The organism is Streptomyces sp. CB00455 (assembly GCF_001905445.1).
Lineage (GTDB): Bacteria > Actinomycetota > Actinomycetes > Streptomycetales > Streptomycetaceae > Streptomyces.
In genome coordinates this window covers 1-23,330 of the sequence record NZ_LIVQ01000013.1, presented here as the reverse complement: position 1 = coordinate 23,330, position 23,330 = coordinate 1, and the positions used below count along the sequence as shown (strand labels likewise).

General features: G+C 71.6%; 24 protein-coding genes and 1 rRNA gene. 14 read left to right on the top strand and 11 right to left on the bottom strand.

The window, feature by feature from the left end; genetic code table 11:
* Positions 1-80: 80 nt before the first annotated feature.
* Genes pstC through pstB form a run of 3 tightly spaced genes read left to right on the top strand, consistent with a single transcriptional unit; the run spans position 81 to position 2,957 of the window.
* On the top strand, positions 81-1,070 hold the full coding sequence (gene pstC / locus AMK16_RS32080) for a phosphate ABC transporter permease subunit PstC (protein WP_073920861.1): 990 nt from the start codon (positions 81-83) through the stop codon (positions 1,068-1,070).
* The gene (pstA, locus tag AMK16_RS32075) at positions 1,070-2,152 is read left to right on the top strand and encodes a phosphate ABC transporter permease PstA (protein ID WP_073920860.1); all 1,083 of its coding nucleotides are present in this window, start codon (positions 1,070-1,072) and stop codon (positions 2,150-2,152) included. The genes pstC and pstA overlap by 1 nt, the downstream gene beginning before the upstream one ends.
* Positions 2,153-2,180: 28 nt before the next feature.
* Complete coding sequence (pstB, locus tag AMK16_RS32070; protein ID WP_073920859.1) at positions 2,181-2,957, top strand: phosphate ABC transporter ATP-binding protein PstB; 777 nt, start codon at positions 2,181-2,183, stop codon at positions 2,955-2,957.
* 160 nt (positions 2,958-3,117) lie between these two features.
* Here pstB and AMK16_RS32065 read toward each other — a convergent pair whose 3' ends face one another.
* Together AMK16_RS32065 and AMK16_RS32060 are read right to left on the bottom strand one after the other, a co-directional pair.
* Positions 3,118-4,116 (bottom strand): inorganic phosphate transporter, encoded by a 999-nt coding sequence (locus AMK16_RS32065; RefSeq protein ID WP_073920858.1) that lies wholly within the window; start codon positions 4,114-4,116, stop codon positions 3,118-3,120.
* Between the two features lie 5 nt (positions 4,117-4,121).
* Positions 4,122-4,742, bottom strand: coding sequence for a DUF47 domain-containing protein (locus AMK16_RS32060; protein ID WP_073920857.1), 621 nt, complete (start codon positions 4,740-4,742; stop codon positions 4,122-4,124).
* Positions 4,743-4,937: 195 nt separating this feature from the next.
* Here AMK16_RS32060 and AMK16_RS32055 point away from each other — a divergent pair, with 195 nt between their 5' ends.
* Entirely contained in the window at positions 4,938-5,267 is a 330-nt protein-coding gene (locus AMK16_RS32055) for a metal-sensitive transcriptional regulator (RefSeq protein ID WP_073920856.1), read from the top strand.
* 36 nt (positions 5,268-5,303) lie between these two features.
* Here AMK16_RS32055 and AMK16_RS36815 read toward each other — a convergent pair whose 3' ends face one another.
* Positions 5,304-5,456 carry a hypothetical protein gene (locus tag AMK16_RS36815; protein ID WP_199885678.1) on the bottom strand — a complete coding sequence of 51 codons (153 nt, stop codon included), beginning with the start codon at positions 5,454-5,456 and terminating at the stop codon, positions 5,304-5,306.
* A 147-nt stretch (positions 5,457-5,603) separates the two neighbouring features.
* Positions 5,604-6,437, bottom strand: a complete 834-nt coding sequence (locus AMK16_RS32050) for a hypothetical protein (RefSeq protein WP_073920855.1) — start codon at positions 6,435-6,437, stop codon at positions 5,604-5,606.
* Between the two features lie 131 nt (positions 6,438-6,568).
* Between AMK16_RS32050 and AMK16_RS32045 the strand changes: the two genes are divergently transcribed.
* Together AMK16_RS32045 and AMK16_RS37870 are read left to right on the top strand one after the other, a co-directional pair.
* Entirely contained in the window at positions 6,569-6,772 is a 204-nt protein-coding gene (locus AMK16_RS32045) for a hypothetical protein (protein ID WP_073920854.1), read from the top strand.
* A 119-nt stretch (positions 6,773-6,891) separates the two neighbouring features.
* Positions 6,892-7,353 carry a hypothetical protein gene (locus tag AMK16_RS37870; RefSeq protein WP_242439023.1) on the top strand — a complete coding sequence of 154 codons (462 nt, stop codon included), beginning with the start codon at positions 6,892-6,894 and terminating at the stop codon, positions 7,351-7,353.
* A gap of 124 nt (positions 7,354-7,477) precedes the next feature.
* Here AMK16_RS37870 and AMK16_RS32035 read toward each other — a convergent pair whose 3' ends face one another.
* The 5 genes from AMK16_RS32035 to AMK16_RS32020 form a co-directional block, all read right to left on the bottom strand.
* A complete protein-coding gene (locus tag AMK16_RS32035; protein ID WP_073920853.1) occupies positions 7,478-8,218 on the bottom strand; it encodes a phosphatase PAP2 family protein in 741 nt (246 codons plus the stop codon).
* A gap of 192 nt (positions 8,219-8,410) precedes the next feature.
* Positions 8,411-9,433 (bottom strand): C40 family peptidase, encoded by a 1,023-nt coding sequence (locus tag AMK16_RS32030; protein ID WP_073920945.1) that lies wholly within the window; start codon positions 9,431-9,433, stop codon positions 8,411-8,413.
* A gap of 76 nt (positions 9,434-9,509) precedes the next feature.
* Positions 9,510-11,414, bottom strand: coding sequence for a serine/threonine-protein kinase (locus tag AMK16_RS32025; protein ID WP_073920852.1), 1,905 nt, complete (start codon positions 11,412-11,414; stop codon positions 9,510-9,512).
* Positions 11,415-11,464: 50 nt separating this feature from the next.
* Positions 11,465-11,746, bottom strand: a complete 282-nt coding sequence (locus AMK16_RS38230; RefSeq protein ID WP_274535399.1) for an acyl-CoA thioesterase domain-containing protein — start codon at positions 11,744-11,746, stop codon at positions 11,465-11,467.
* Positions 11,698-12,258: an acyl-CoA thioesterase domain-containing protein gene (locus AMK16_RS32020; RefSeq protein ID WP_274535398.1), complete on the bottom strand. Its 561-nt coding sequence runs from the start codon at positions 12,256-12,258 to the stop codon at positions 11,698-11,700. The genes AMK16_RS38230 and AMK16_RS32020 overlap by 49 nt, the downstream gene beginning before the upstream one ends.
* Before the next feature lie 257 nt (positions 12,259-12,515).
* On the opposite strand from AMK16_RS32020, the gene AMK16_RS32015 reads away from it, so the two are divergent.
* From AMK16_RS32015 to AMK16_RS31975, 8 genes are all read left to right on the top strand, one after another.
* Positions 12,516-13,064, top strand: coding sequence for a GNAT family N-acetyltransferase (locus AMK16_RS32015; protein WP_073920851.1), 549 nt, complete (start codon positions 12,516-12,518; stop codon positions 13,062-13,064).
* 2 nt (positions 13,065-13,066) lie between these two features.
* The gene (locus AMK16_RS32010; RefSeq protein WP_073920850.1) at positions 13,067-13,921 is read left to right on the top strand and encodes a pentapeptide repeat-containing protein; all 855 of its coding nucleotides are present in this window, start codon (positions 13,067-13,069) and stop codon (positions 13,919-13,921) included.
* Positions 13,922-15,454: 1,533 nt separating this feature from the next.
* Positions 15,455-15,763 (top strand): hypothetical protein, encoded by a 309-nt coding sequence (locus AMK16_RS32000; protein ID WP_008742356.1) that lies wholly within the window; start codon positions 15,455-15,457, stop codon positions 15,761-15,763.
* Positions 15,764-15,861: 98 nt separating this feature from the next.
* Positions 15,862-16,665: a hypothetical protein gene (locus AMK16_RS31995; RefSeq protein WP_073920848.1), complete on the top strand. Its 804-nt coding sequence runs from the start codon at positions 15,862-15,864 to the stop codon at positions 16,663-16,665.
* Entirely contained in the window at positions 16,655-17,959 is a 1,305-nt protein-coding gene (locus AMK16_RS31990) for a hypothetical protein (protein WP_073920847.1), read from the top strand. The genes AMK16_RS31995 and AMK16_RS31990 overlap by 11 nt, the downstream gene beginning before the upstream one ends.
* Positions 17,956-19,518 carry an SCO6880 family protein gene (locus AMK16_RS31985; protein ID WP_073920846.1) on the top strand — a complete coding sequence of 521 codons (1,563 nt, stop codon included), beginning with the start codon at positions 17,956-17,958 and terminating at the stop codon, positions 19,516-19,518. Before AMK16_RS31990 ends, AMK16_RS31985 begins: the two co-directional genes overlap by 4 nt.
* A 19-nt stretch (positions 19,519-19,537) precedes the next feature.
* Positions 19,538-20,956, top strand: coding sequence for an ATP-binding protein (locus AMK16_RS31980; protein WP_073920845.1), 1,419 nt, complete (start codon positions 19,538-19,540; stop codon positions 20,954-20,956).
* A 2-nt stretch (positions 20,957-20,958) separates the two neighbouring features.
* On the top strand, positions 20,959-22,581 hold the full coding sequence (locus AMK16_RS31975) for a type VI secretion protein (RefSeq protein WP_073920844.1): 1,623 nt from the start codon (positions 20,959-20,961) through the stop codon (positions 22,579-22,581).
* On the opposite strand, the gene AMK16_RS31970 is transcribed toward AMK16_RS31975, so the two are convergent.
* Positions 22,578-23,162 carry a GNAT family N-acetyltransferase gene (locus tag AMK16_RS31970; protein WP_073920843.1) on the bottom strand — a complete coding sequence of 195 codons (585 nt, stop codon included), beginning with the start codon at positions 23,160-23,162 and terminating at the stop codon, positions 22,578-22,580. The two genes, AMK16_RS31975 and AMK16_RS31970, sit on opposite strands and share 4 nt — an antisense overlap.
* A 79-nt stretch (positions 23,163-23,241) precedes the next feature.
* A 5S ribosomal RNA gene (gene rrf / locus AMK16_RS31965) occupies positions 23,242-23,330 on the bottom strand; the annotation flags it as partial.

The following is a 23,330-nucleotide window of genomic DNA, read 5'->3' as shown; positions in this document are numbered from 1 at the left end:
CGGGGACCCTTCCCCTCCACCCAGGGGAATCCGGTGCACCGCCGCCAGGGGGCCCGCCCCCCACACAGACCGGAAAGACCATGGCTTCCACCACACCCGTCCAGACAGACACGGCTCCGCCTGTCGCCAGGAGCAAGGGGTCCACCGGCCGCGCCGGTGACAAGATCTTCGCCGGGCTCTCCAAGGGCTCCGGCATCCTCCTCCTGGTGATCATGGCGTCGATCGCCGGCTTCCTCACCTACCGCGCCTCGATCGCCCTGTCGAAGAACGAGGGCAACTTCCTCACCACCTTCGACTGGAACGCGTCGGCCAACCCGCCCGTCTTCGGCATAGCCGTCCTGCTCTTCGGCACCGTCGTCAGCTCGATCATCGCGATGGCCATCGCGGTTCCGATCGCCGTCGGCATCGCCCTGTTCATCTCGCACTACGCGCCGCGCAAGCTCGCCATGTCCCTCGCCTACGTGGTCGACCTGCTGGCCGCCGTACCGTCGATCATCTACGGCATCTGGGGCGCCCTCTTCCTCGTCCCGCAGCTCGGCGGCCTGAACCTGTGGCTGGACGAGTTCCTGGGCTGGACCTACGTCTTCGAGAAGACCCAGGTCGGCGTCGCCCGGTCGCTCTTCACCGTCGGCATCCTGCTCGCGATCATGATCCTGCCGATCGTGACCAGCGTCAGCCGCGAGGTCTTCCTGCAGGTCCCGCGCATGAACGAGGAGGCCGCCCTGGCCCTCGGCGCGACCCGCTGGGAGGTCATCCGCATGTCGGTGCTGCCCTTCGGCCGCTCCGGCGTCATCTCCGCCTCGATGCTCGGCCTCGGCCGCGCACTCGGCGAGACCATGGCCGTGGCGACCGTCCTGTCCCCGAGCTTCCTGATCTCGCTGCACATCCTCGACCCGGGCGGCGGCACCTTCGCGCAGAACATCGCCGCCAAGTTCGACGAGGCCAACGAGTTCGGCCGGGACGCGCTGATCGCCTCCGGCCTGGTCCTCTTCCTGCTCACCCTGCTGGTCAACGGCGCGGCCCGCCTGATCATCGCTCGCCGCAAGGACTTCTCGGGGGCGAACGCCTGATGAGCCACACGATCCAGGACCAGCGGCCCGCCCGGTCCCTGAAGTCCGCAGCCCCCACCAGCCTCACCCGGGGCGGCCTGCCCCGCTGGGCCCCGGCCGGCATCGCGGTCCTCTCGCTCGCCCTCGGCGCCGGCGCCGGCCTCGTCTTCGGCCTCCACAGCAAGGTCCAGTGGGGTCTCCTCGCGGCCCTGCTGTTCGTCGTCATCACCTACACCGCCAGCTCGGTCGTCGAGAACCGCCGCCAGGCCAAGGACCGCGTCGCGACGTCCGTCGTCTGGGTCTGCTTCGTCCTCGCGGTCATCCCGCTGCTCTCGCTGATGTGGACCACCATCAGCCGCGGCATCGCGCTCCTCGACGGCAACTTCCTCAGCCACTCCATGAACGGCGTGACGAGCTTCGACGAGGGCGGCGGCGTCTACCACGCCCTGATCGGCACGCTGGAGCAGGTCGGCCTGGCCACCGCGATCGCCGCGCCCATCGGCCTGCTGACCGCCGTCTACCTGGTCGAGTACGGCCGGGGCTCGCTCGCCCGGGCCGTGACCTTCTTCGTCGACGTCATGACCGGCATCCCCTCCATCGTCGCGGGCCTGTTCATCCTGACGACCTGGAACCTGATGCTCGGCTTCGGCCCCTCCGGCTTCGCCGGCGCGCTGGCCCTGTCGATCCTGATGATGCCGGTCGTGGTCCGCTCCACCGAGGAGATGCTCAAGCTCGTCCCCAACGAGCTGCGCGAGGCCGCCCTGGCCCTCGGCGTGCCGAAGTGGCGCATGATCCTCAAGGTCGTGCTCCCGACGGCCATCGGGGGCATCTCCACCGGTGTCATGCTGGCCGTGGCCCGCATCGCCGGTGAGACCGCACCGATCATGCTGCTCGTCTTCGGGTCCCAGCTGATCAACAACAACCCCTTCGAAGGCGCCCAGTCCTCGCTCCCCCTCTACATCTGGGAGCAGTACAAGGTCGGCAGTGAAGCCTCCTACGACCGGGCCTGGGCCGCGGCCCTCGTCCTGATCGCCTTCGTCATGATCCTGAATCTGGTGGCCCGCGGCATCGCCCGCTGGAAGGCCCCGAAGACCGGTCGCTGACGCGACTATGAAAGCGAAGTGACCCCTCATGGCCAAGCGAATCGACGTCAGCGGCCTCTCCGCCTTCTACGGCACCCACAAGGCCATCGACGACATCTCGATGACCGTGGAACCCCGCTCCGTGACCGCCTTCATCGGCCCCTCCGGCTGCGGCAAGTCCACCTTCCTGCGCACCCTGAACCGCATGCACGAGGTCACCCCCGGCGGCCGCGTCGAGGGCAAGGTCCTCCTGGACGACGAGAACCTCTACGGCCCCGGCGTGGACCCGGTCGCGGTCCGGCGCACGGTCGGCATGGTCTTCCAGCGTCCGAACCCCTTCCCCACCATGTCGATATTCGACAACGTCGCGGCGGGCCTGCGGCTGAACGGCAGCTTCAAGAAGTCGGAACTGAACGACATCGTGGAGCGCTCCCTGCAGGGCGCCAACCTCTGGAACGAGGTCAAGGACCGCCTGGGCAAGCCGGGCTCCGGCCTTTCCGGCGGCCAGCAGCAGCGCCTGTGCATCGCCCGCGCCATCGCGGTCGAGCCGCAGGTCCTGCTCATGGACGAGCCCTGCTCGGCCCTCGACCCGATCTCCACCCTCGCCATCGAGGACCTCATCGGCGAGCTCAAGGAGCGCTTCACGATCGTCATCGTGACGCACAACATGCAGCAGGCGGCCCGCGTCTCGGACCGCACCGCCTTCTTCAACCTCTCCGCGGTCGGCCAGCCCGGAAAGCTCGTCGAGATCGACGACACGGACCGGATCTTCTCCAACCCGTCCGTCCAGGCCACCGAGGACTACATCTCGGGCCGCTTCGGCTAGGCCCGGCGGGACCTCACGCGGCCGGTCCGCGTGATCCAGGCGTCCTGCGGTGCTGCATGGCGGTGCCACCGCAAGGCGGAAAAGAAAGGGCCGGCTCCCCCTGGGTGGGGGGAGCCGGCCCGTTTCCGTCGTACTGGCCGTACCGGTCGTACCGGTGGTCCTAGACGAAGGCCAGGTCCACGATCCAGAAGCTGACCGCGGCGACGAGGGCCGCGGCCGGCATCGTGATGAACCAGCCCAGGACGATGTTCTTGGCGACACCCCAGCGGACCGCGTTGACCCGCTTGGTGGCCCCCACACCCATGATCGCGGAGGTGATCACATGGGTCGTGGAGATCGGCGCGTGGAAGAGGAAGGCCGAGCCGAACATGATCGAGGCACCCGTGGTCTCGGCCGCGAAGCCCTGCGGCGGGTCCAGCTCGATGATCTTGCGGCCGAGCGTGCGCATGATGCGCCAGCCACCCGCGTACGTACCCAGCGACAGCATCACGGCGCACACGATCTTGACCCAGATCGGGATCGCGTCGTCCGGGCCCTGCACATCGGCGATGACGAGCGCCATCACCACGATGCCCATCGTCTTCTGCGCGTCCTGGAGACCGTGGCCGAGCGCCATGGCGGCGGCCGAGACCGTCTGCGCGATACGGAAGCCGCGCTTGGCCTTGTGCGGGTTGGACCGGCGGAACATCCACAGGATGAGGACCATGACCAGGTAACCGACGACGAGGCCGATCACCGGCGAGAGGAACATCGGGATGACGACCTTGTCGATCACGCCGCTCCACAGGACCTCGATCCCGCCGGCGAGGGCCGCACCCACCATGCCGCCGAACAGCGCGTGCGAGGAGGACGAGGGCAGGCCGAAGTACCAGGTGATCAGGTTCCAGACGATCGCGCCGACCAGCGCCGCGAAGAGGATCCACATCCCCCGGTTCCCCTGGGGCGTCTCGATCAGGCCCTGGCTGACGGTCTTGGCGACGCCGCTGCCCATGAAGGCACCGGCGAGGTTCATCACCGCGGCCATGGCCAGGGCGGCCCGCGGGGTCAGTGCCCGCGTCGAGACGGAGGTGGCGATGGCGTTCGCGGAGTCGTGGAAACCGTTGGTGTACGTGAAACCGAGCGCGACACCGATGGTCACGATCAGAGCGAAGGTGTCCACGAGGTTCAGGACTCCTTGACCGCGATGGTCTCCACCGTGTTCGCAACGTGCTCGAACGCGTCGGCCGCCTCTTCGAGCACGTCGACGATCTGCTTGAGCTTCAGCACCTCTATGGCGTCGTACTTGCCGTTGAAGAGCTGGGCGAGCAGCTTGCGGTGGATCTGGTCCGCCTGGTTCTCGAGGCGGTTGACCTCGATCCAGTACTCGGTGAGGTTGGTCATCGTCCGCAGGTGCGGCATGGCCTCGGCGGTCAGCTCCGCCGCGCGCGCGAGCACCTCGATCTGCTGCTCGACTCCCTTGGGGAGCTCCTCCACGTTGTAGAGGACGACCAGGTCGACCGCCTCTTCCATGAAGTCCATGATGTCGTCGAGGCACGAGGCGAGGTTGTAGATGTCCTCGCGGTCGAACGGCGTGATGAAGGAGGAGTTCAGCTGGTGGAAGATCGCGTGGGTCGCGTCGTCCCCCGCGTGTTCCGCAGCCCGCATCCGCTCCGCGATCTCGGCCCGGGCGGAGGAGTCCGCTCCGAGCAGTTCCATCAGGAGCTTCGAGCCCGTGACGATGTTGTCCGCGGATGCGGCGAACATGTCGTAGAAGCTCGTCTCCCTGGGGGTCAGACGAAATCGCACGTGAGGTCCTCGGGGTGCATTGGATTCGGTCAGGCTGATGCTAGGCGCATCCCCCCGGCCACGGCTAACCGGCAGTTCCCCAGTGTCCTCCATCAGGCAGAGTGAGGACCACGGGCCCTGCCCTTACGGCAAAGGCCCAGTACCCTATACCCATGAGGGGTATGCATCCCCTCGTTCCGGACCACGGGAGGACGCATGGCGACCATCGAGGCGGAGGGCTCCGGGGCCGAATCCGGCACGGCCGTCCACGGCTACCACCACCAGAAGGGCGAGCACCTCAAGCGCCTGCGCCGGATCGAGGGCCAGATCCGCGGCCTCCAGCGGCTCGTCGACGAGGACGTCTACTGCATCGACATACTCACCCAGGTCTCGGCGAGCACGAAGGCCCTGCAGTCCTTCGCGCTCCAGCTGCTGGAGGAGCACCTGCGCCACTGCGTCGCCGACGCGGCCGTCAAGGGCGGCACGGAGATCGACGCGAAGGTCGAGGAGGCCACCAAGGCCATCGCCCGCCTCCTGCGCACGTGATGCACGTGATGCACGTGATGTTCGCCTCGTCGGCGGTCAGAGGCCGATGCCCAGCAGGACCTCGTCGATGCGGTCCTGGCTCAGCCGCTCCTCGGCGGCCGCGGAGGCCGCGATGATCAGCTCGCCGCACAGCTCGATCTCGGCGAGCGCCACGTGGTCCTGCACCGTCGTACCGCCTGCGGGAGTCACGCGTGTCACCTCAATCTGTCCGTCTTCGGCAATCGGCGCTCGGCTCCCAGCGTAGGGAGGGCAGGGCGCACCGCACATGACACGGATGGACCATTTCCGGAAACCGGTCCATGGCCCGGACGCGCCCGGCCGGCCCGGTCCGAGCCGTCAATCGGCGATCTTCCCGGCGTAAATGTCCCCGCTTGCGGGCAATACGACGGTCACCGGCGTCCCGAATCCGTACAGCAGCGTGGTCGACGAGACATCGATCACGCCATTGTTGACGTAGGTGAAGCGGTGCCGGACCTTCCGCAAGCGTCCCTGCTCGTCCAGGTACACGTCGAACGGCACGGTGTCCTTGCGGAACCCTTTCGCCGCCGCCGCCAGCGCGCCCCTGACCTCCGGCGGCGCACTGCCCGCGGCCCGGCCGAGATCGAGGGTCCCGCGGTAGTGCCGCACCTTGGTGCCCGCCACCTCGGTCTCCCCCACGTAGGTCACCTGCTGCACGCCCCGCAGCAGCTCGGCCGCGACCAGCGGGTCGGTGGCCCCGCCGGTGACCAGGTTCCCGTCGGCGAGGGCCGTCGTGTCGACCCGGACCCACTTGTCGTCGGGGACGCCCGCGCCCCGGTTCTTCATGTAGAGGGCGCCGGGCACCAGCAGCTCGGTGATGGGCCGGTGTTCGGCCTTGCCCTTCACATCGGCCGGGAGCATGACCAGCAGCTGCCCCATCCGGCTCTTGAAGTCGACCCCGCCTTCGCCGCGGATCGTGACGCGGGTGCCGCCCGTGGCCATCTCCATGGCCGTACGGACCTGGGCGCTGCCCGCCCTGGCCAGGGCCTCGGAGGCCCCGCGGACCACCGCCGCCGCATCCGCGGGAGGCCGTGCGTCGCTGGCGGCGCCCGTGCCGCAGCCGCTCATCGCCGAGACCGCCAGGGTGACGCCGGCAGCGAGCACCGCCCCACCCGCACGCCCGCGCCCTTGCCTGTGCTGGTGAACCACCATCGCCTGCCAACCCCCAACGCATGACCGCTGCTTGCCCGAGGCCCCCACCCGCTCCGCTTAACGAGGTCCGGGGTTTCCCGTCACGGGCCGCACCCCTCCCGGGCCCGTCCGCGCCCCGGTACCGTGGAGGCGTGGAACCGCACACCGAAGCGACCCCGGTCCCTCCGCTTGCCTCGCTGCCCCACCGGCGCTCACCACCGCCCGCCGGACACACCGTCTCCACCGCCGAACGCGGATCGTTCTGCCTGGCCGTCTGCACCTGCGGCTGGAGCGGTCCGGCCCGCCGCTCCCGCGACCTGGCACGCAAGGACGCCGACCGGCACACCGCCGGGTAACGGCGCCCAGGGATCCGGGTGGGCGTCGTCTCGCGGCGGACGACGGCCAGGGGGCGCTCCGGTAGCCCGTTCGGACGGCCCGGCTGGCAGCGGCGCGCCGGAGCCGCTGCCCTTGACTCATGCCAGGACCCGCTGCCCGCTTCGCGGCCCTTCTCTGGGCCCTGCTCCTCGCCCTCGACGTCCTGGGGGCCCCGGCCGCGGCGGCCTGGGCCCGGCCCGTGGGCTCGGCGGACGGGCCGGGCGACGTGGCGCTGGCCATCGGACTCACCACCGCCGCGGCCGCGGCCACCGGTCTGTGGCTGCGCTCGCGCCACCGCCGCGCGGACGCCACGGGCGCGGGCACGGGGGCGGGCGCGAAGGCGTCCGCGGGCGAGCGGGGTACGCGGGGCGGACGGGGCGGGGCCGGATCCGGCCCGCGGGGCGCGTCGGACGCGCGGTCCGCGCCGGACACCCCCAGCGCCTCGGACCCGGAGGGCACGCAGGGCAGGCAGGGCAGGCAGGGCAGGCAGGAGACGCAGGGCACGCCAGGCACGCAGGGCACGCACGGTGCGCGGGGCGGCTCCGACATCGGCGACCGGTGACGCCCCGGCCCCGCCCGGCGGCGGTGCGCCTGTTCTTCGGGGCGGCGGCGCTGTGCCTGGTGGCGGCCGCCCTGCTCACCGTCTGGGAGTCGTTCGCCCGTGCGTGAGCGAGCAGGTCTCGCGGTCAGGCGGCGAGATCGCTCTCGTGCGGACACGGCTCCGCCTGCGCGGCCGGTGCCTGCGCGAGGCCGACGGGCAGGGGCAGGGGCCGGTTCTTCGCCCGTACGAGACGCCCCAGGCGCGGGGAGCCGGCCACCGCCCGCACCACCGGGTTGAGCAGCGCCATCGCCAGCGGTGCGAGCACCAGCACGACGGCGGTGCCGAGCGCGAAGCCGCCGATCACGTCCGTGGGGTAGTGGACGCCCGCGTACACGCGGCAGACGCCCTCGGCCAGGGCCAGGGCGATCCCGATGAGTCCGAGCCTGCGGTTCGCCACGAACACGCCGACGCCCAGGGCCATCGCGAGGGTGGCGTGGTCGCTGACGAAGGAGAACTGCGTCTGCGCGAAGCCCGTCCCGAAGCCGCCGCCGGCGCCCTGGTCGAGCAGGTACAGGCCCTCGTGCTGCCGGAAGGGCCGCACCCGTCCGACGAACTCACGCAGCGGCACATTGAGGAGCAGCGCCAGGGCGGCCGCCAGCGGGGCCCACACCAGCGCGGCGAAGGACTCGGCGGCCGCGGTCTCGTCCTGCCTGCGGGCACCGCGCCAGCACCACAGGACCAGAAGCACCAGGAGCAGCGGGATGCCGTAAGCACCGAGCGGGCTCACGGTCCGGTCCAGCCACTGCGGGGCGTGCCCGGCCAGTCCGTTGATCTCGTACAGCAGGTTGACGTCCACGTTCGGCCCACCGGTCGCGAGTCCAGCCATGGCGATGCGGCCCCTTGTTCTTGCCGTGGTTCCCCTGCGGGCGCACAGCGCTGTACGCCCCTTCGACCCCCGCCCGATCAAACCCCCGTGTCCATGGAACGCCCGTTCTGGCGGCCGGGTTCCACTCTCCACCGAATGATCACGGCAACGTTATCGAAGAGTGACTCGTCGTCGCAGCTCAGGGCCCGGGCCTCACGGAGCGTTGCCAGGAGCCTTGTTGGCGTCCGCACGCTCCGGAAGGGCCTCCGCACCGTCCTTCGTCACCCGTGTCGCGCCGAAGTAGTCGGGGGTGTCGATCTTGTCGAAGCGGATGACGGCGCCGGTGTACGGAGCGTTGATCATGTAGCCGCCGCCCACGTAGAGACCGACGTGGCGAATGTCCCGAGAGTTCGTCAGATCATCGGAGAAGAACACCAGATCACCGGGCAGCAGTTGATCGCGCGAAGGGTGCGGACCGGCGTTGTACTGGTCGTTCGCCACCCGCGGGAGTGCGATCCCCACCGTCTCGTACGCGGCCTTGGTCAGCCCCGAACAGTCGAACCGCCCGTCCTGGTCGGGCGTTCCGTTGCCGCCCCACAGGTAGGGCGTGCCCAGCTGCTTCTGCGCGAAGTAGATTGCTCCGGCGGCCTGTTGCGAGGGCGCGACCCGACCCACGGGCCGGGCGAAGCTCTTCGCCAGCGTCGTGATGGTCTTCACGTAGCCCTGGGTCTCCTTGTACGGCGGCACCCCGCCGTACTTGATGACCGCGTAGGCCCCCGCGTTGTAGGCCGCGAGCATGTTCGCCGTCGCGTCGCCCGCCACGCTCGCCACGTCCTTGGCGAGTTCGCAGTCGTACGAAGCCGCCGACGGGATGGCGTCATTGGGATCCCAGATGTCCCGGTCGCCGTCCCCGTCTCCGTCGATTCCGTGACCCGCCCAGGTACCGGGGATGAACTGCGCGATGCCGCGGGCGTCCGCCGGACTGACGGCGCTCGGGTTCCACCCGCTCTCCGAGTACAGCTGCGCGGCGAGCAGGGGCGGGCTGACGGCCGGGCAGAGGCTGCCCCACTTCTGCACCAGCGCCTGGTACTTGGCGGGCACCGCCCCCTTGGCCAGCCCCACCGCACGGCCGCCCGCCGCACCGGCCCCGGCGAGGCCGGCCGCCGCCGAATACGTACCCACGACGAGCAGCACCACGAAGGTCAGACACAGCCCGATCCCGATCCCGCCGGCCATCCAGAATCTGCGCATCCGTCAACCCTCCCCCATCGCCGTCACTTAAACGTGCGATTCGACCGTGTCGCATGTCCTACTACCCCACTTGGAAGCCCGAACAGGCGATGCCGGCGTACTTCGCAGGGTCATCCTCGACGTGGTAGAAGACGACCGTCCAGCCCCCCGGGTCGCCGGCGAGGGGCACGGCGGGCCGCTTCTTCCCGGCGGCGTGCAGCGTGAAGTCGTCCGGGTAGGTGAGCGTCACGTCTGCCCCGGGCCGCGCCGTGGCGTGGAGGTCCGCCGGCCTGCTGGTGTAGCCGACCGAGCGGTTGTCCCCGGGCAGGGGCCGGCCGGTCTCCGGGTCGACGTCGTGGGGCGGCTTGACCGCCACGGCCACGTAGTACGGATCCGGTCCCGACGGCTTGCCCCCCGCGTACTCGACCCGCATCCGGATGGTCGCCGAGGTGCCCGGGACACCGTTGTGGCTGGTGGTCGACACCGAGGTGACGAAACCGGCACCCGGGGGCTGCTCCTCGGGAACCTGGTCGCACTGGCCGACGCCCTGGGCGGCCAGCGCCGGATCGGGGGACCCCGTCCACCGGTGGCGCGAGACCCGGTCGCTCTCGATGTACGCCGCGGGCCCCCCACCCCCGCGCCGGGAGGTGGCGGCCCCGGACGGCTGCCCGCCCTGCGCATCCGGGGGCGCACCCGTGGCACCGCCCGGCCCGCCCACGCTTCCGGACGCGCCCCCGCCCGCCCCGTGACCCGCGCCGGCGCCGAACGGCAGCAGCGTCCAGACCACCAGACACAGCCCGGCCCCCACGACCACCCCCGCCCCACCCCGCATCCGCGCCCCCCAGCGCCGCCGGGCCGCGGTCACGGCGGGGACCTCGGCGGCGTCGAGTGCCTCGGTCGCGCCGGGGGGCTCCGTCGCGCCGCGCGGCGTCACCGCGTCCGGGGCGGCCTCCGCGTCACGAGGCCCGGGCACACCGACGGACGTCACCGCCTCGGCGGAAACCTCCGCCCCGTGGGAGCCGGGCACCTGCGGGGAAGCCTCCGCGACCGGGGCGGTCCGCGGTCGTCCCGACGACGACGGCGGCGGCACGTAAGGGTTCCCGGCGTCGCCGGTCCGCAGCCCGTGCGGCGGAACCCGCTCGCCCAGCGCCCCCAGCTCCCCGTACACCGGGTCGTCAACCAGCGCCTCCCGCACCCCGCAGCGCCGGATCACCTCCGCCGGCTCCGGCCGCGCCGCGGGGTCCTTCGCCATGCAGGCCTCGATCAGCGCCGCGAGGCCCGGCTCCACCCCCGCCACGTCCACCCCCTCGTACACGGCCCGGTAGCCGACGGTCGCCGCCGCTCCGCTGCCGAAGGGCGGGCGCCCCGTCGCCGCGTAGGCGAGCGTCGCACCGAGGGCGAAGACGTCGGCCGCGGGGCCCGTGGACCCGCCGAGGAGCACCTCGGGCGCCGTGTAGCCGGGGGTGCCGGGAGCCTGCCCGTCCCGGGTGAGGTCGGTCGCGCCGACCCCGTGCGCGATGCCGAAGTCGATGAGCTGCGGCCCCTGCGCGCCCAGGATGACGTTCTGCGGCTTCAGGTCCCGGTGCGTGACCCCGTACGCGTGCACGCTCGCCAGCCCCTCGGCCAGCGCCGCGGCCAGCCGCCGGCAGGTCCGCGCCGGCAGGGGCCCGCGCCGGCCCACCGCGCGGCCGAGGGTGGGGCCCGCGACGTACTCGGTCGCCAGCCAGTACGGCGCCGCCTCCAGCGAGGCGTCGATCAGGTTCGCCGTGTACGCCGAGCGCACCGCCCGTACCGTCCGCGCCTCCCGCCGGAAACGGGCCAACGCCTCGGGATGACCGGTGATCTCCTCCCGTACGACCTTGACGGCCACGAGCCGTCCGCCGGGCGAACGGCCGAGGTACACCTGCCCCATGCCGCCCGCACCCAGGCGGGCCAGCAGCGCGTACGCACCGATCCACGCGGGATCGGTCGGGGTCAGCGGCTCCATCCACCCGAGCCTGCCATACCCATCTCCCGTGCGCGCAAAGGGGGTTGGTCTCAGCGCGGGGCGACGAACAGGCTCTGCGCGCTGCGCCCGATGGGCCCCTTCTCGTCGTGCAGCCGCGCGTCGGCGAGGCCGATCCCGGCCGCGTCCACGCTCGTACGGGCCTCCACGCACGCCCACTCGCCCACCGGGTGGCGGTGCAGGTGGACGGTGAGGTCGCCGTTGACGAAGACGTACCGGCCGAAGTCCAGCACCGCGCTGATGCCGTTGCCGGAATCGGCGGCGATCAGCGCCCGGTCCAGTGGCCTGGTCTCCTCACCGGCGACGAGCGGCACTTCATCCGCATCCAGCACGTCCCGGGCCCCGGCTCGACGAAGGCGCCCTCGGTGAACCGCGTCTCCATCGCCGTGTGGTAGCCGGTCTCCCACGGCACCGGGAAGAACGGCGTCACCCCCACCTCCCCGGGCGGCGGCAGCTGCGGGCCCGGCACCACGGCCGGCACCGCCTCATGCGCCACCCGGATCCGCAGGGCCCGCGCCAGCATCACCGGACCCGCCCCGCCGGCCGGCGACAGGGCGGCTTCGACGACCTCCGTGCCGCGGCCCGACCGCAGCACGCTGGTGGTGATCTCCAGCGCCCCGATCGGCACCGGGCGCAGGATCTCATAAGTGATCCGCGCGATCCGCATGTCCGCGCGCGCGCCCGGCCGCTCCTCGACCGCCCGGCCCAGCAGGGCGGCCGGCGGCCCGGCGTGCTGCGAGCCCGGGTCCCAGGGACCGCGCGTGTACTCCGCGGCCAGGTACCGCCCGGTGTCGACCCGCTCGTAGAAGCCCTCGGCAGCGCCCATGACCCCACGCTACCCACAGGTAACCCTGTCCACCAGACCCGGACGGCGAGCCCGGCGGGCGTACACCGCTCCCGCCCCCACTCCCGTTCCCGCTCCCATCCCCGCTCGCCGCCGCTGACGGGCCCGGCACCTTGGAACCCCGGGGACGGGGACACGCCCCACCCGGTCGCACCGGGCAACGACCCACCCGGGCCCACCCGTTGCACGCTGCCCGTCGAGCCCGCCCCGGCCCGGCCCGGCCCGGCAACAATGGCCGCATGAACCCGCAGTCCCCGATACCCCGAGCCACACCCCCCTCCGGATCCCCCTCCACACCCCTCTGCGGATCCCTCTCCCTGCGCGACTTCCGGCCCGCCGACGACGCCGCCCTGCTGCGCACCTGGGTGACCACCCCGGCCGCGCTGATGACCTGGGCCGGCCCCGGTCTGTCCTGGCCCCTGGACGACGCCCAGCTCGCCGCCTACGCCGCCGACCCCGGTCGCCTCGTCTGGACCGCCGTGTCCCCCGCCGGCGAACCCGTCGGGCACGTCTCCGTCGCCGGCACCCGCCTCGGCCGGGTCCTGATCGCCCCGGCCGCCCGCGGCCGCGGCCTCGGCGCCGCACTCGTCTCCCTCGCCGTCGAGCGCGGCTTCGGCGAGCTGGGCCTGCCGGAGATCAGCCTCGGCGTGTGGGCCCACAACACCGCGGCGATCCGCATCTACGAGCGGCTCGGCTTCCGCACCGAAGAGGTGCTCACGGACGTCGAGGAGGTCGACGGCACCCCCTGGACCGCCCTCCAGATGCGGCTGACGGCGCGCAGCACGTGACAATGGACGACGTGCCCACTCCACCCGCCACGCCGCCCGCCGCTTCTCCGGCGGCGTCCCTTCCCGTCCTGCAAGCCGACTGCGGCAACTGCTTCGCGCTCTGCTGCGTCGCCCTGCCTTTCGCCAAGTCCAGCGACTTCGCCGTGGACAAGCCCGCCGGAACCCCCTGCAAGAACCTCCGCCAGGACTTCCGCTGCGGCATCCACACCCGGCTGCGCGACACCGGCTTCCGGGGCTGCACCGTCTTCGACTGCTTCGGCGCGGGCCAGCAGGTCTCCCAGGTCACCTTCGGCGGCCGCGACTGGCGCACCCACCCCGAGACGACCCGCGCGATGTTCGACGTCTTCCCCGTGATGCGGCAGCTGCACGAACTGCTCTCCTACGTCGCCGGGGCCCTGGCCCTCCCGGACGCCGCCCCGGTCCATCCCGAGCTGCGCCTCGCGCTCGCCCGGACCGAGGAGTGGACCCGCGCCGAGGCGCAGGCCCTCGCGGACCTGGACGTGGCCGCCCTCCGCCAGGAGATCAACACCCTGCTGCTCAGGACCAGCGAACTCGTACGGGCCAAGGTGCCGGGCCGCAAGAAGAACCACCGCGGCGCCGACCTGATGGGCGCCCGCCTCGCAGGCGCGGACCTGCGCGGAGCGAACCTTCGCGGCGCCTACCTGATCGCCGCGGACCTCAGCGGAGCCGACCTCCGCAAGGCCGATCTGATCGGCGCCGACCTCCGCGATGCCGACCTCGGCGCAGCGGACCTGCGCGACGCCATCTTCCTCACCCAGCCCCAACTGAACGCCGCCCGGGGCACCCTTTCCACCCGCCTCCCCCACCCCCTGACCCACCCCACCCACTGGACCTGACCCCAACCACTCCAGCCCCGCCGACGCCTGAAGCGCGACTCACCACCAAGCCACGCGCGGACCCCCGCCTTTCCAGCCCCGCCGGCGCTTGAGTCGCGGGGTCCAGGGCGGAGCCCCGCCAGCAACGCCGCACCCGACTCCCGACCCCAGGCCCCGCCGACGCCTGAAGCGCGACTCACCACCAAGCCACGCGCGGACCCCCGCCCGCTACCAGCCCCGCCGGCGCTTGAGGCGCGGGGTCCGGGGCGGAGCCCCGGCAGCAACGCCGCACCCGACCCCCGGCCCCAGGCCCCGCCGACGCCTGAAGCGCGACTCACCACCAAGCCACGCGCGGACCCCCGCCCGCTACCAGCCCCGGCAGGCGCTTGAGGCGCGGGGTCCGGGGCAGAGCCCCGGCAACAACGCCGCACCCGACTCTCCGCCCCCGCCCCGGCCCCCGCCGGACCCGTCAGGGCCTGACGAGCGGCGTCCACCCGGCCGGACAGGTCCACACGACCGGCCCCGTCGCAGGGTGCGTACAGAACGTCTCGTACAGGTCCCCACCCGTCGTCAGCACCTTGACCCGCACCGTGCTGATCTCCCGGATCAACGCCACACCGCACGCGCTCCGCGGGAACCCCGGGTTCAGCCGCGTCGTCAGGTCCTTCCAGCTGTAGACCCCGGGAGTCGGCGTCACCGTCCGGTGCCCCAGGAAGACCCGCCCGCCACGCAGCGCCGCGGTGAACTCGTAGTTCCCCGGCCCCCTGACCGTGTCGACGTCCGTGCACGGCTCGGACGTCCCGGCCAGTCCACGCTCGCCCTTGGGCCCCCGCGGCCCCCGCAGCCCCCGCTCACCCCTGGGCCCCGCGACCGCACCCCGTACGACACAACCGGACCCAGCGGCCTTCTTCGCGGGCTTCGCAGACCTCACGGGCTTCGCAGACCCCGCGGACTTCGCGGGCCGCACCCCCCGCGCCCCACCCTGCCCGCACCCCGCACCCCCCGCACCGGGAGCGGCGGCCACCACCGCCCCCGGCGTCCCGGCGGCGGCCACCTCCGGCGCCGAGACACCCAGGAGAGCCAGCGTCAACGGCACTGCCAGTCCGCCGGCCAGCCAGGCTCGCCGACCCCTCTTGATTGCGGAACCCATCGTCCACTCCTCGTGTCGTCCTACCGAACGACGTGGAGCTTCACCCCCGAGTCCACCCTCAGATGGTATGACTGACGGAATGTCGGACATATGTCAGCGGGACGGCCCAACGACACGCGAGCCCACTGAGCCGAACGGCGGCCCCTCGCTCCACCCCTCCGTAAGCCGAGACGACAATCATTGCCCGGCGTCACCCTCCGTGATACACAGAGTGACCATACGTCCTCTCGCAGACACACCGCCCGGGCCCAGGTCAGAGCGCACGGGCGGGACGCGGGCCGGGAGATCGGGTAAAGAGAGCCGCCAAGTCGACGACGGCGGCGGTTTCATCAGCGAAGATAGTGCGTGACCCCTGCCGTCGGGCACGGGCTTCCGGAACTACCCATACAGGGGCGGTGAGTTACATGATCCTGGCAGCCGAAAAGGGCGACATCACCACCATCATCGGCGGAATCGCCCCGAACTGGGGGCCGTTCGGCAGTCTCGGCAACGAAGCGAAGGTCATGATCGAAGTGGTCATGGCCGTGGCGATCCTCCTCTGCCTCGGCATCGCCATCTGGGGCGCCGCCAAACAGCGCATCGGCGCGACCGCCCTGCGCGACACGTTCAGCGCGGAACAGGGCAAGGGCCTGATCGTCGCCGGCCTGACCGGAGTCTTCATCATCGGATCCCTCGGCACACTGTTCACGATCGTGTACGGAATGGCCGTCTAGCCGAGCCGCCGCGGCCGTACCTGATGGAGCCTCACCACCCCGCGCCCAGGCGGGGACCAGCACTACTGTCGTACGACGCGGAGGGGGACGAAACGGAAATGAGCAACGACGACCAGTACGGCGGCACGGGCCAGACCCGCACCCGCCTCCCGGACTCCCCCGCCGACCCGTACGGCCCCACCCGCCGCACCCCCCGCGCCACCCGCAGCCTGGTCACGGTGGTCGGCGTGGTGGTCCTCCTGATCGCGGCCATCGCGTTCGCGAACCAGGCCCCGGACACCCCCTCCACCCAATCGAACAAACCCCCGACCACCACGTCCACGGCCCCCACGGGCACGGACCCGGTCAGCGACAAGGCCGCCGGCATCCCCAAGGGCTTCGCCCACGACGAACAGGGAGCCCAATCGGCAGCCGCCAACTTCGCGGTAGCCCTGGGCTCCGACGCCATGTTCAAGAAGAACACCCGGCACACCCTCGTGGACGGGATCTACGCGCCGGACGTGGCGGGGCGCCTCAAGGGACCTCAGGACGAGGCGTATTCCGCAGACTTCCTAGCCAAGCTCGGACTGGACGCAAACGGCAATCCGCCACAGGGCAGCACCTTCGTCACCCGCACCGTACCGATCGGCACCCGCGTCGAGACCTACTCACCGGCAGGCGCGAAGGTTTCCGTCTGGTACACCGGGCTGATTGGGATGTCAGGCGCCAAGTCCACCGACCCCGTCAGAACTCTCTGGAAGACCTGGACCTTCGAACTCAGCTGGATCAGCGGGGACTGGAAGGTCGTTGACGACACCCAGCAGGACGGGCCGGCCCCGGTACCCGGGGATGTCCCCGTGTCGACGTCAGACGACATGAGCAAGGCCATCAAAGAATTCGGAGGCTTCATTTATGCCCGTTAGCCTCCGGCTCCGGCTGGGTGTCATTGCCTCCGTACACGCGGCCGCCATGGCGCTGGCAACCCGCGCCTACGCGGCGCCCCCGACCCCGACTCCGCAGGCCACCAACGACCCTTGTGCCCTGCTTGACGGCCCCTCCAAGCAGTACTGCCAGAGCGGCACGGGGACCGCTGGCGGCTCGCCCAAGACAGGGCTCGCGCCGAGTGATGGCGCCGACGCCCTCAACCCCCTCGCCTCCCTGGCCAAGGGCTGCGCCGACGCCGCCGCCTGGATCGTCGGCAAGCTCAGCGAAGCCGTCAAGGGCACCGCCAACGTCGACTTCACCAACCCCGCCTTCCTCAAGCAGTACGCCGTCGTCTTCGCCGCCTCCACCATCCTCACGCTCGTCCTGTGGCTCTTCGCCGTCGCCAAGCGAGCCGTCCGCGGCGCCCCCCTCACCACCGCCCTCTCCGAAGCCGTCGGCTTCCTCTGGCTCACCGTCCTCGCCTCCGCCTTCACCCCCCTGATCCTCTACACCGTCGTCTCCGCGACCGACGGCGTCACCGAGGTCATCGCATCTGCCACCGGCCAGACCGACGTCTTCTTCGGCTCCTTCGCCGAAGCCCTCAAGAAGGGCGACGACATCGGCGGCGGCCCGATCATGCTGATCGTCGTCGCCCTGGTCACCGTCCTCGCCGCCGGTGTCCTCTACCTCGAACTCTTCATCCGGGCCGCCCTCCTCTACGTCGGCGCCCTCCTCGGCGTCGTCGTCTACGCGGGCCTGGTCGACCGCAACCTCTGGGGCCACGTCCGCCGCTGGGCCGGCATCATGATCGCCGTCATCCTCGTCAAGCCGGTCATCGTCATCGTCCTCGGCCTCGCCGGCGCGCTGGCCGGCGAGCAGGGCCCGAACGCCTTCTCCGCCGTCGTCACCGGCCTCGCCATCATCCTCCTGGCGATCTTCGCCTCCGCGATGATCTACCGCTTCGTCCCCGGCTTCGGCGACGAGATCGCCTCCGCCCGCTCCAACCGCAGCAAAGCCACCGACGGAGCCCAGGCAGCCGCCGTCATCAGCTCCCCGGCCTCCCTCGTCTCTCAGGGCATCAAGACCCACAGCAGCCGCGGCGCCCACCGCGGCGGTGACGGCGGTGGCGGCGGCAACGCCCCCCGCCCCGCCAACCCCCTCTCCGGAGGCGTGGCCGCCCACAGCAGCCGCCCCACCTCCGGCGGCGGCTCCGGCGGCGGCTCCATCCCCTCCGCCGCCCCCCCGCCCCGCACGAGCTCGAGCACGAGGAACACAGGAGGTGACGGGCGTTGACGACCCAGCCCCACCAGCTGCACCCGGTCGCGCCCCGCCGCACGTATCTCATCGGCCGGGCCCGGCCGAACGCGATCGTCGGCAAGAACCGCGAGACCGGCGAGATCGTCCTGATCATCGCCGGAGCCTTCCTGGGCATGATGAGCGGACTCCTCGTCCCCGACCTCACCCTGCGCATCGTCAGCCTCGCCGGCTTCCCCGTGCTCGCGCTCGCCGCGGTGTACGTCCCCTACAAGGGCCGCACCTTCTACCGCTGGTTCGAGATCAACCGCAGCTACAAGCGCACCCTGCGGCGCGGCACCACCTACCGCTCCGGCGCCATGGAAGCCGGCATCCGCGGCTCCGACGGCCGCGAGGTCGAAGTCGGCCCACCGCCCGGCATCGGCCGCATCAACTGGCTCGCCGCGCCCTTCGGCCCCGACGAGATCGCGGTCCTCCTCCACGCCGACCGCAGAACGGTCACCGCCGCCATCGAGATCGAGGGCCCCGGCGTCGGCCTGCGCGACAGCGAGGACCAGGAAGCCCTCGTCGACCGCTTCGGCACCCTCCTCAAGCACGTCGCCAACGGCGACGGCTTCGTCACCCGCCTCCAGATGCTCGCCCGTACGCTCCCCGCCGACCCCGACGCCCACGCCAAGGACGTCGCCGTACGCGGCGACACCCGGGCCCCCGGCTGGCTGCGCGAGTCCTACGACCAGCTCCAGTCGATGGTCTCCACCTCCTCCGAGCAGCACCGCGCCTACCTCGTCGCCTGCATGCACTACTCGCGCGAACTGGCCGCCGAGGCCCACACCATCGCCCGCGCCTCCACCCCCCACAAGGGCCGCAAGCTCGACCGCGACGCCGGCCTCGCCATCGTCATGGCGCGCGAGCTCACCGACATCTGCGCCCGCCTCGCCGAAGCCGACATCCGCGTCCGCCAGCCGCTGGGCCAGGGCCGCCTCGCCTCCCTCGTGCACTCCATGTACGACCCGGACCACCCCATCGACCACATCCAGGCCATGACCAAGCGCAACGCCTGGCCCGCCGAACTCGACGCGGTCGAACCCACCTACCTCCAGGCCAAGACCCGCGAGTCCTCCACCCGCGCCCCCTGGTGCCACGCCACGGCCTGGGTGAAGGAATGGCCCATGACCCCCGTCGGCGTCAACTTCCTCGCCCCCCTCCTCGTCCACACCCCCGACGTCATCCGCACCGTCGCCGTCACCATGGACCTGGAGCCCACCGAGGTGGCCATCGAACGCATGCTCACCGAGAAGACCAACGACGAAGCCGACGCCAGCCGCGCCGCCAAGATGAACCGCACCGTCGACCCGCGCGACATCGCCGCCCACGGCAGACTCGACCAGAGGGGTGAAGATCTCGCGAGCGGTGCGGCAGGAGTGAACCTCGTCGGGTACATCACGGTGTCCTCGCGTTCACCCGAAGCCCTCGCCCGCGACAAGCGGACCATCCGCGCCTCCGCCGGAAAGTCCTACCTGAAGCTGGAGTGGTGCGACCGCGAGCACCACCGGGCGTTCGTCAACACCCTGCCGTTCGCCACCGGCATCCGACGCTAGCCGGAAGGAAGTGCCGCCCATGCGCGATCCCATGTCCGCCCTGACGGACGCCTTCACCAGCTTCCTCTTCGGCAAGGTCGAGACCACCCGCCTCCCCGTCCGCACCTCCACCGGCCAGGCGCAGGCCGTCTACCTGCCCACCGCCGCCCCCGGCCTCGGCGACTCCGGCGTGATCATCGGCCGCGAGGTGTACAGCGGCAAGGGCTACATCTACGACCCCTTCCAGCTCTACGGCCAGCAGCTCCCCGCCCCCCACTGGCTCGTCCTCGGCGAATCCGGCAACGGCAAGTCCGCCCTGGAGAAGACCTACGTCCTGCGCCAGCTCCGCTTCAAGGACCGGCAGGTCGTCGTCCTCGACGCCCAGGGCGAAGACGGCGTCGGCGAGTGGAACCTCATCGCCCAGCAGCTGGGGATAACCCCCATCCGCCTGGACCCCATCGCCGCCAACGACGACGGGATCCGCCTCAACCCCCTCGACCCGGCGATCACCACGACGGGCCAGCTCGCGCTGCTGCGGACCATCATCGAAGTCGCCATGGGCCACGGTCTCGACGAGCGCGCCGGCTTCGCCCTCAAGGTCGCCCACGCCTACGTCGTCGACGCCATCCGCGACCGCCAGCCCGTCCTCACCGACATCGTCGAGCAACTACGGCATCCAAAACCCGAATCGGCCCTCGCCATGAACGTCGACATAGACGACGTACGGGCCTGGGGCCTCGACGTGGCGCTCGTCCTCGACCGTCTCGTCGACGGCGACCTGCGCGGCATGTTCGACGGCCCCACCACCGTCGGCATCGACCTCGACGCCCCGCTGATCGTCTTCGACCTCTCCCACATCGACCGCAACTCCATCGCCATGCCCATCCTGATGGCCATCGTCGGCGTCTGGCTGGAGCACACCTGGATCCGGCCCGACCGCAAGAAGCGCATCTTCCTCGTCGAAGAGGCCTGGCACATCATCAACAGCCCCTTCGTCGCACAGCTGTTCCAGCGCCTCCTGAAGTTCGGCCGGCGCCTCGGCTTGTCCTTCGTCGCCGTCGTCCACCACCTGTCCGACGTCGTCGACGGCGCGGCCGCCCGCGAAGCCGCCGCCATCCTCAAGATGGCCTCCACCAGAACCATCTACGCCCAGAAGGCCGACGAGGCACGCGCCACCGGCCTCGTCCTCGGCCTGCCCCGCTGGGCCGTCGAGATCATCCCCACCCTCACCCCGGGCATCGCCGTCTGGGACGTCAACGGCAACGTCCAGGTGGTCAAACACCTGATCACCGAAGCCGAACGCCCCCTCGTCTACACCGACCGCGCCATGACCGAGTCCTCCGCCCCCCAGCGCCTCCACGACGACATGCTCGCCGCCGAACTGGAAGCGGAGGAACGCGCCCTGTCCATCGAACGGCGCCGCGGCGGCGGCCCGGGATCCGCGACCACGGTGGCCTGACCATGCACGACGCACGACGCACGGAAACCCCCGCCCGCGGCGGAGTCCCGGACGGCCTGCTGATCGGCCTCCTGGCCTTCCTCCTGGGATTGGCCGTCCTCGTCTGGTCGGCCACCGGCCTCGCCGCCTGGTTCGCGAAGGGCGCGTGGCCGGATACCGTCACCTTCACCCGCACCCCGGGCGCCGTCCGCGCACTGATAGCGCAGCCGCACGACGTCCCGGGCGCCTGGCCGGACACCGACCCCGCGGCCCTCTCCGGCTGGGGCCTGTTCTGGGGTCTGTTCCTCAGCCAGCTCCTGGTGATGTTCGTGCTCACCGTCTTCGCCATCGGCGTGTTCGCCCGCACCAAATCCCGCCGCGCCCTGGCCCGACAGGCCCTGCCGACCGGCCCCGCACCGTACGAGCCCCCGTACGCGGCCCCGCCCCCGGAAGCCGGCCACCCCCACACCCCCGGCAGACCGGCGGCCCACCTCCCGTCACCAGCCACGCCCCGGCCACCCGCGACCTTCCCGCCACCCGAGCCGGCCATAACGCCCGTGACGCACCTGACGCACCAGGCCCCGCCGCTGGCCGCGCACCTGGCCATCACCCCGGCCGGCCCGCCACCCCCGCCGGACAGGGCCGGCGCCCCGGACCGCACCACCGCCCCGGAGGAGGCCCGGCGCCACGGGTACGGCTACGACCCGGCGGCCCATCCCCTCACCCCCGCGGCCGTGCCCCGCATGGCCTACGGCAGCCCCGGCCAGCGCCGGCTCCTCGCCGTCCAGAGCCTCGCGGCCGCGGAAGGAGCGGCCCTGATCGTGACCTCCTCGCCCGCCCTCTGGGCCGAGACCAAGGACGCCCGCGCCAAACTCGGCCCGGTCCTCCTGTACGACCCTTCGCACCTGTGCGACACCCCGGCGCGCATGCACTGGAACCCGGCCGAGGGCTGCGCCGACCGCGACACCGCCGCCACCCGCGCGATCGCCCTCCTCGCCCCCGTACGCCCACAGGCCCGCATGGACGCCGCGGTCGCCGACACCGCGGAAACGCTCCTGCGCAGCTGGCTCCAGGCGGCGGCCCTCGACGACCGCCCCTTCAAGCAACTCCACCGCTGGTCCCAGGGCAACGGCGCCCAGGACCCGGTCCGCATCCTGCGCACGCACCCCCGGGCGGCCCCCGGCGCAGCCGGCGAGCTGGAGAACGCCCTCACCGCGCACCCCGAACGCCGTGAGCTCGCCCAGAACCTGACGGCCCGCGCCCTGTCCTGCCTGACCTCGATCCACATCCGGGAAGCCTGCAACCCCAACCGAACGGATTCGCTCACACTGGCTTCGTTCCTCGCCGAAGGGGGCAGCCTGTACGTGGTGGGTGAGCCCCTGGAAGACCCCCGTACCCACCCGGGTGCGATGCCCTTGCTGACCGCACTCGCCTCACACGTGGTCGAGCACGGCCGCCGCATGGCCGCACGGTCATCCCACGGTCGGCTCGACCCACCACTTTCGCTGGTCCTGGAGGACGTGGCGGCGGTCGCGCCCGTCCCCCAGCTCCCCCAGCTCCTGGCCGACGAGACGCTCCCCCTGCTCGCCCTGTGCCGCAGCCGCGAACAAGCCCGCGCCCGCTGGCCCGAGACCGCATTCCCCTAAGCCGTGTTCGAGGGCGTGTCCCTCCGGCCGGGCCTGCGGAACACGTACTCCCGTTCCAGGGCCGAGGGATCCGTCGGCATGGGCAACGCGATCCCCGTCGCCCCGAACCCGAAGCGCCGGTAGAAGGCGGCGGCCCGCGCGTTCTCCTCGTGCACGAAGAGCCGTACGCGGTACAGCACCGGCTCCTCCAGCGCCCAGGCCCATTCCAGCGCGGCCTCGAACAGCGCCTCGGTCAGCCCGGTCCCCCGCCCCTCGGGGCGCACGAACACGCCCACCAGGTGCCCCTGGTCCCGCTCGATGAGCCGGTCGAAGAGGTCCCGTGTCCCGGCCGCCTCGACCAACACCGTCACCGAACCGAGCCACGCGCCGCCGGCCGCTTCGGCCACGAACTGCCGGACCCCCCGACCCTCCCCCGCGCCCTCGGCCCGCCCCTGCCAGTGCTCGTCGCTCCAGGCCTCGGCCTGTGCCACGGTCTCCAGGAACGCCAACGGAGCCGCCGGATCACGCAGAGCGGCGAGTCGTAGCTCCTTGACCTTCCGCCACTCGTCACCGCGAACCGGACGTACCACGTACTCGTTCATGGCCCGAGATCCTACATATGGGCCTTGAACGCAGAAAAGCCCCGCACCATGAATGGTGCGGGGCTTTCCCACAATAATTGTTCGGCGGCGTCCTACTCTCCCACAGGGTCCCCCCTGCAGTACCATCGGCGCTGAAAGGCTTAGCTTCCGGGTTCGGAATGTAACCGG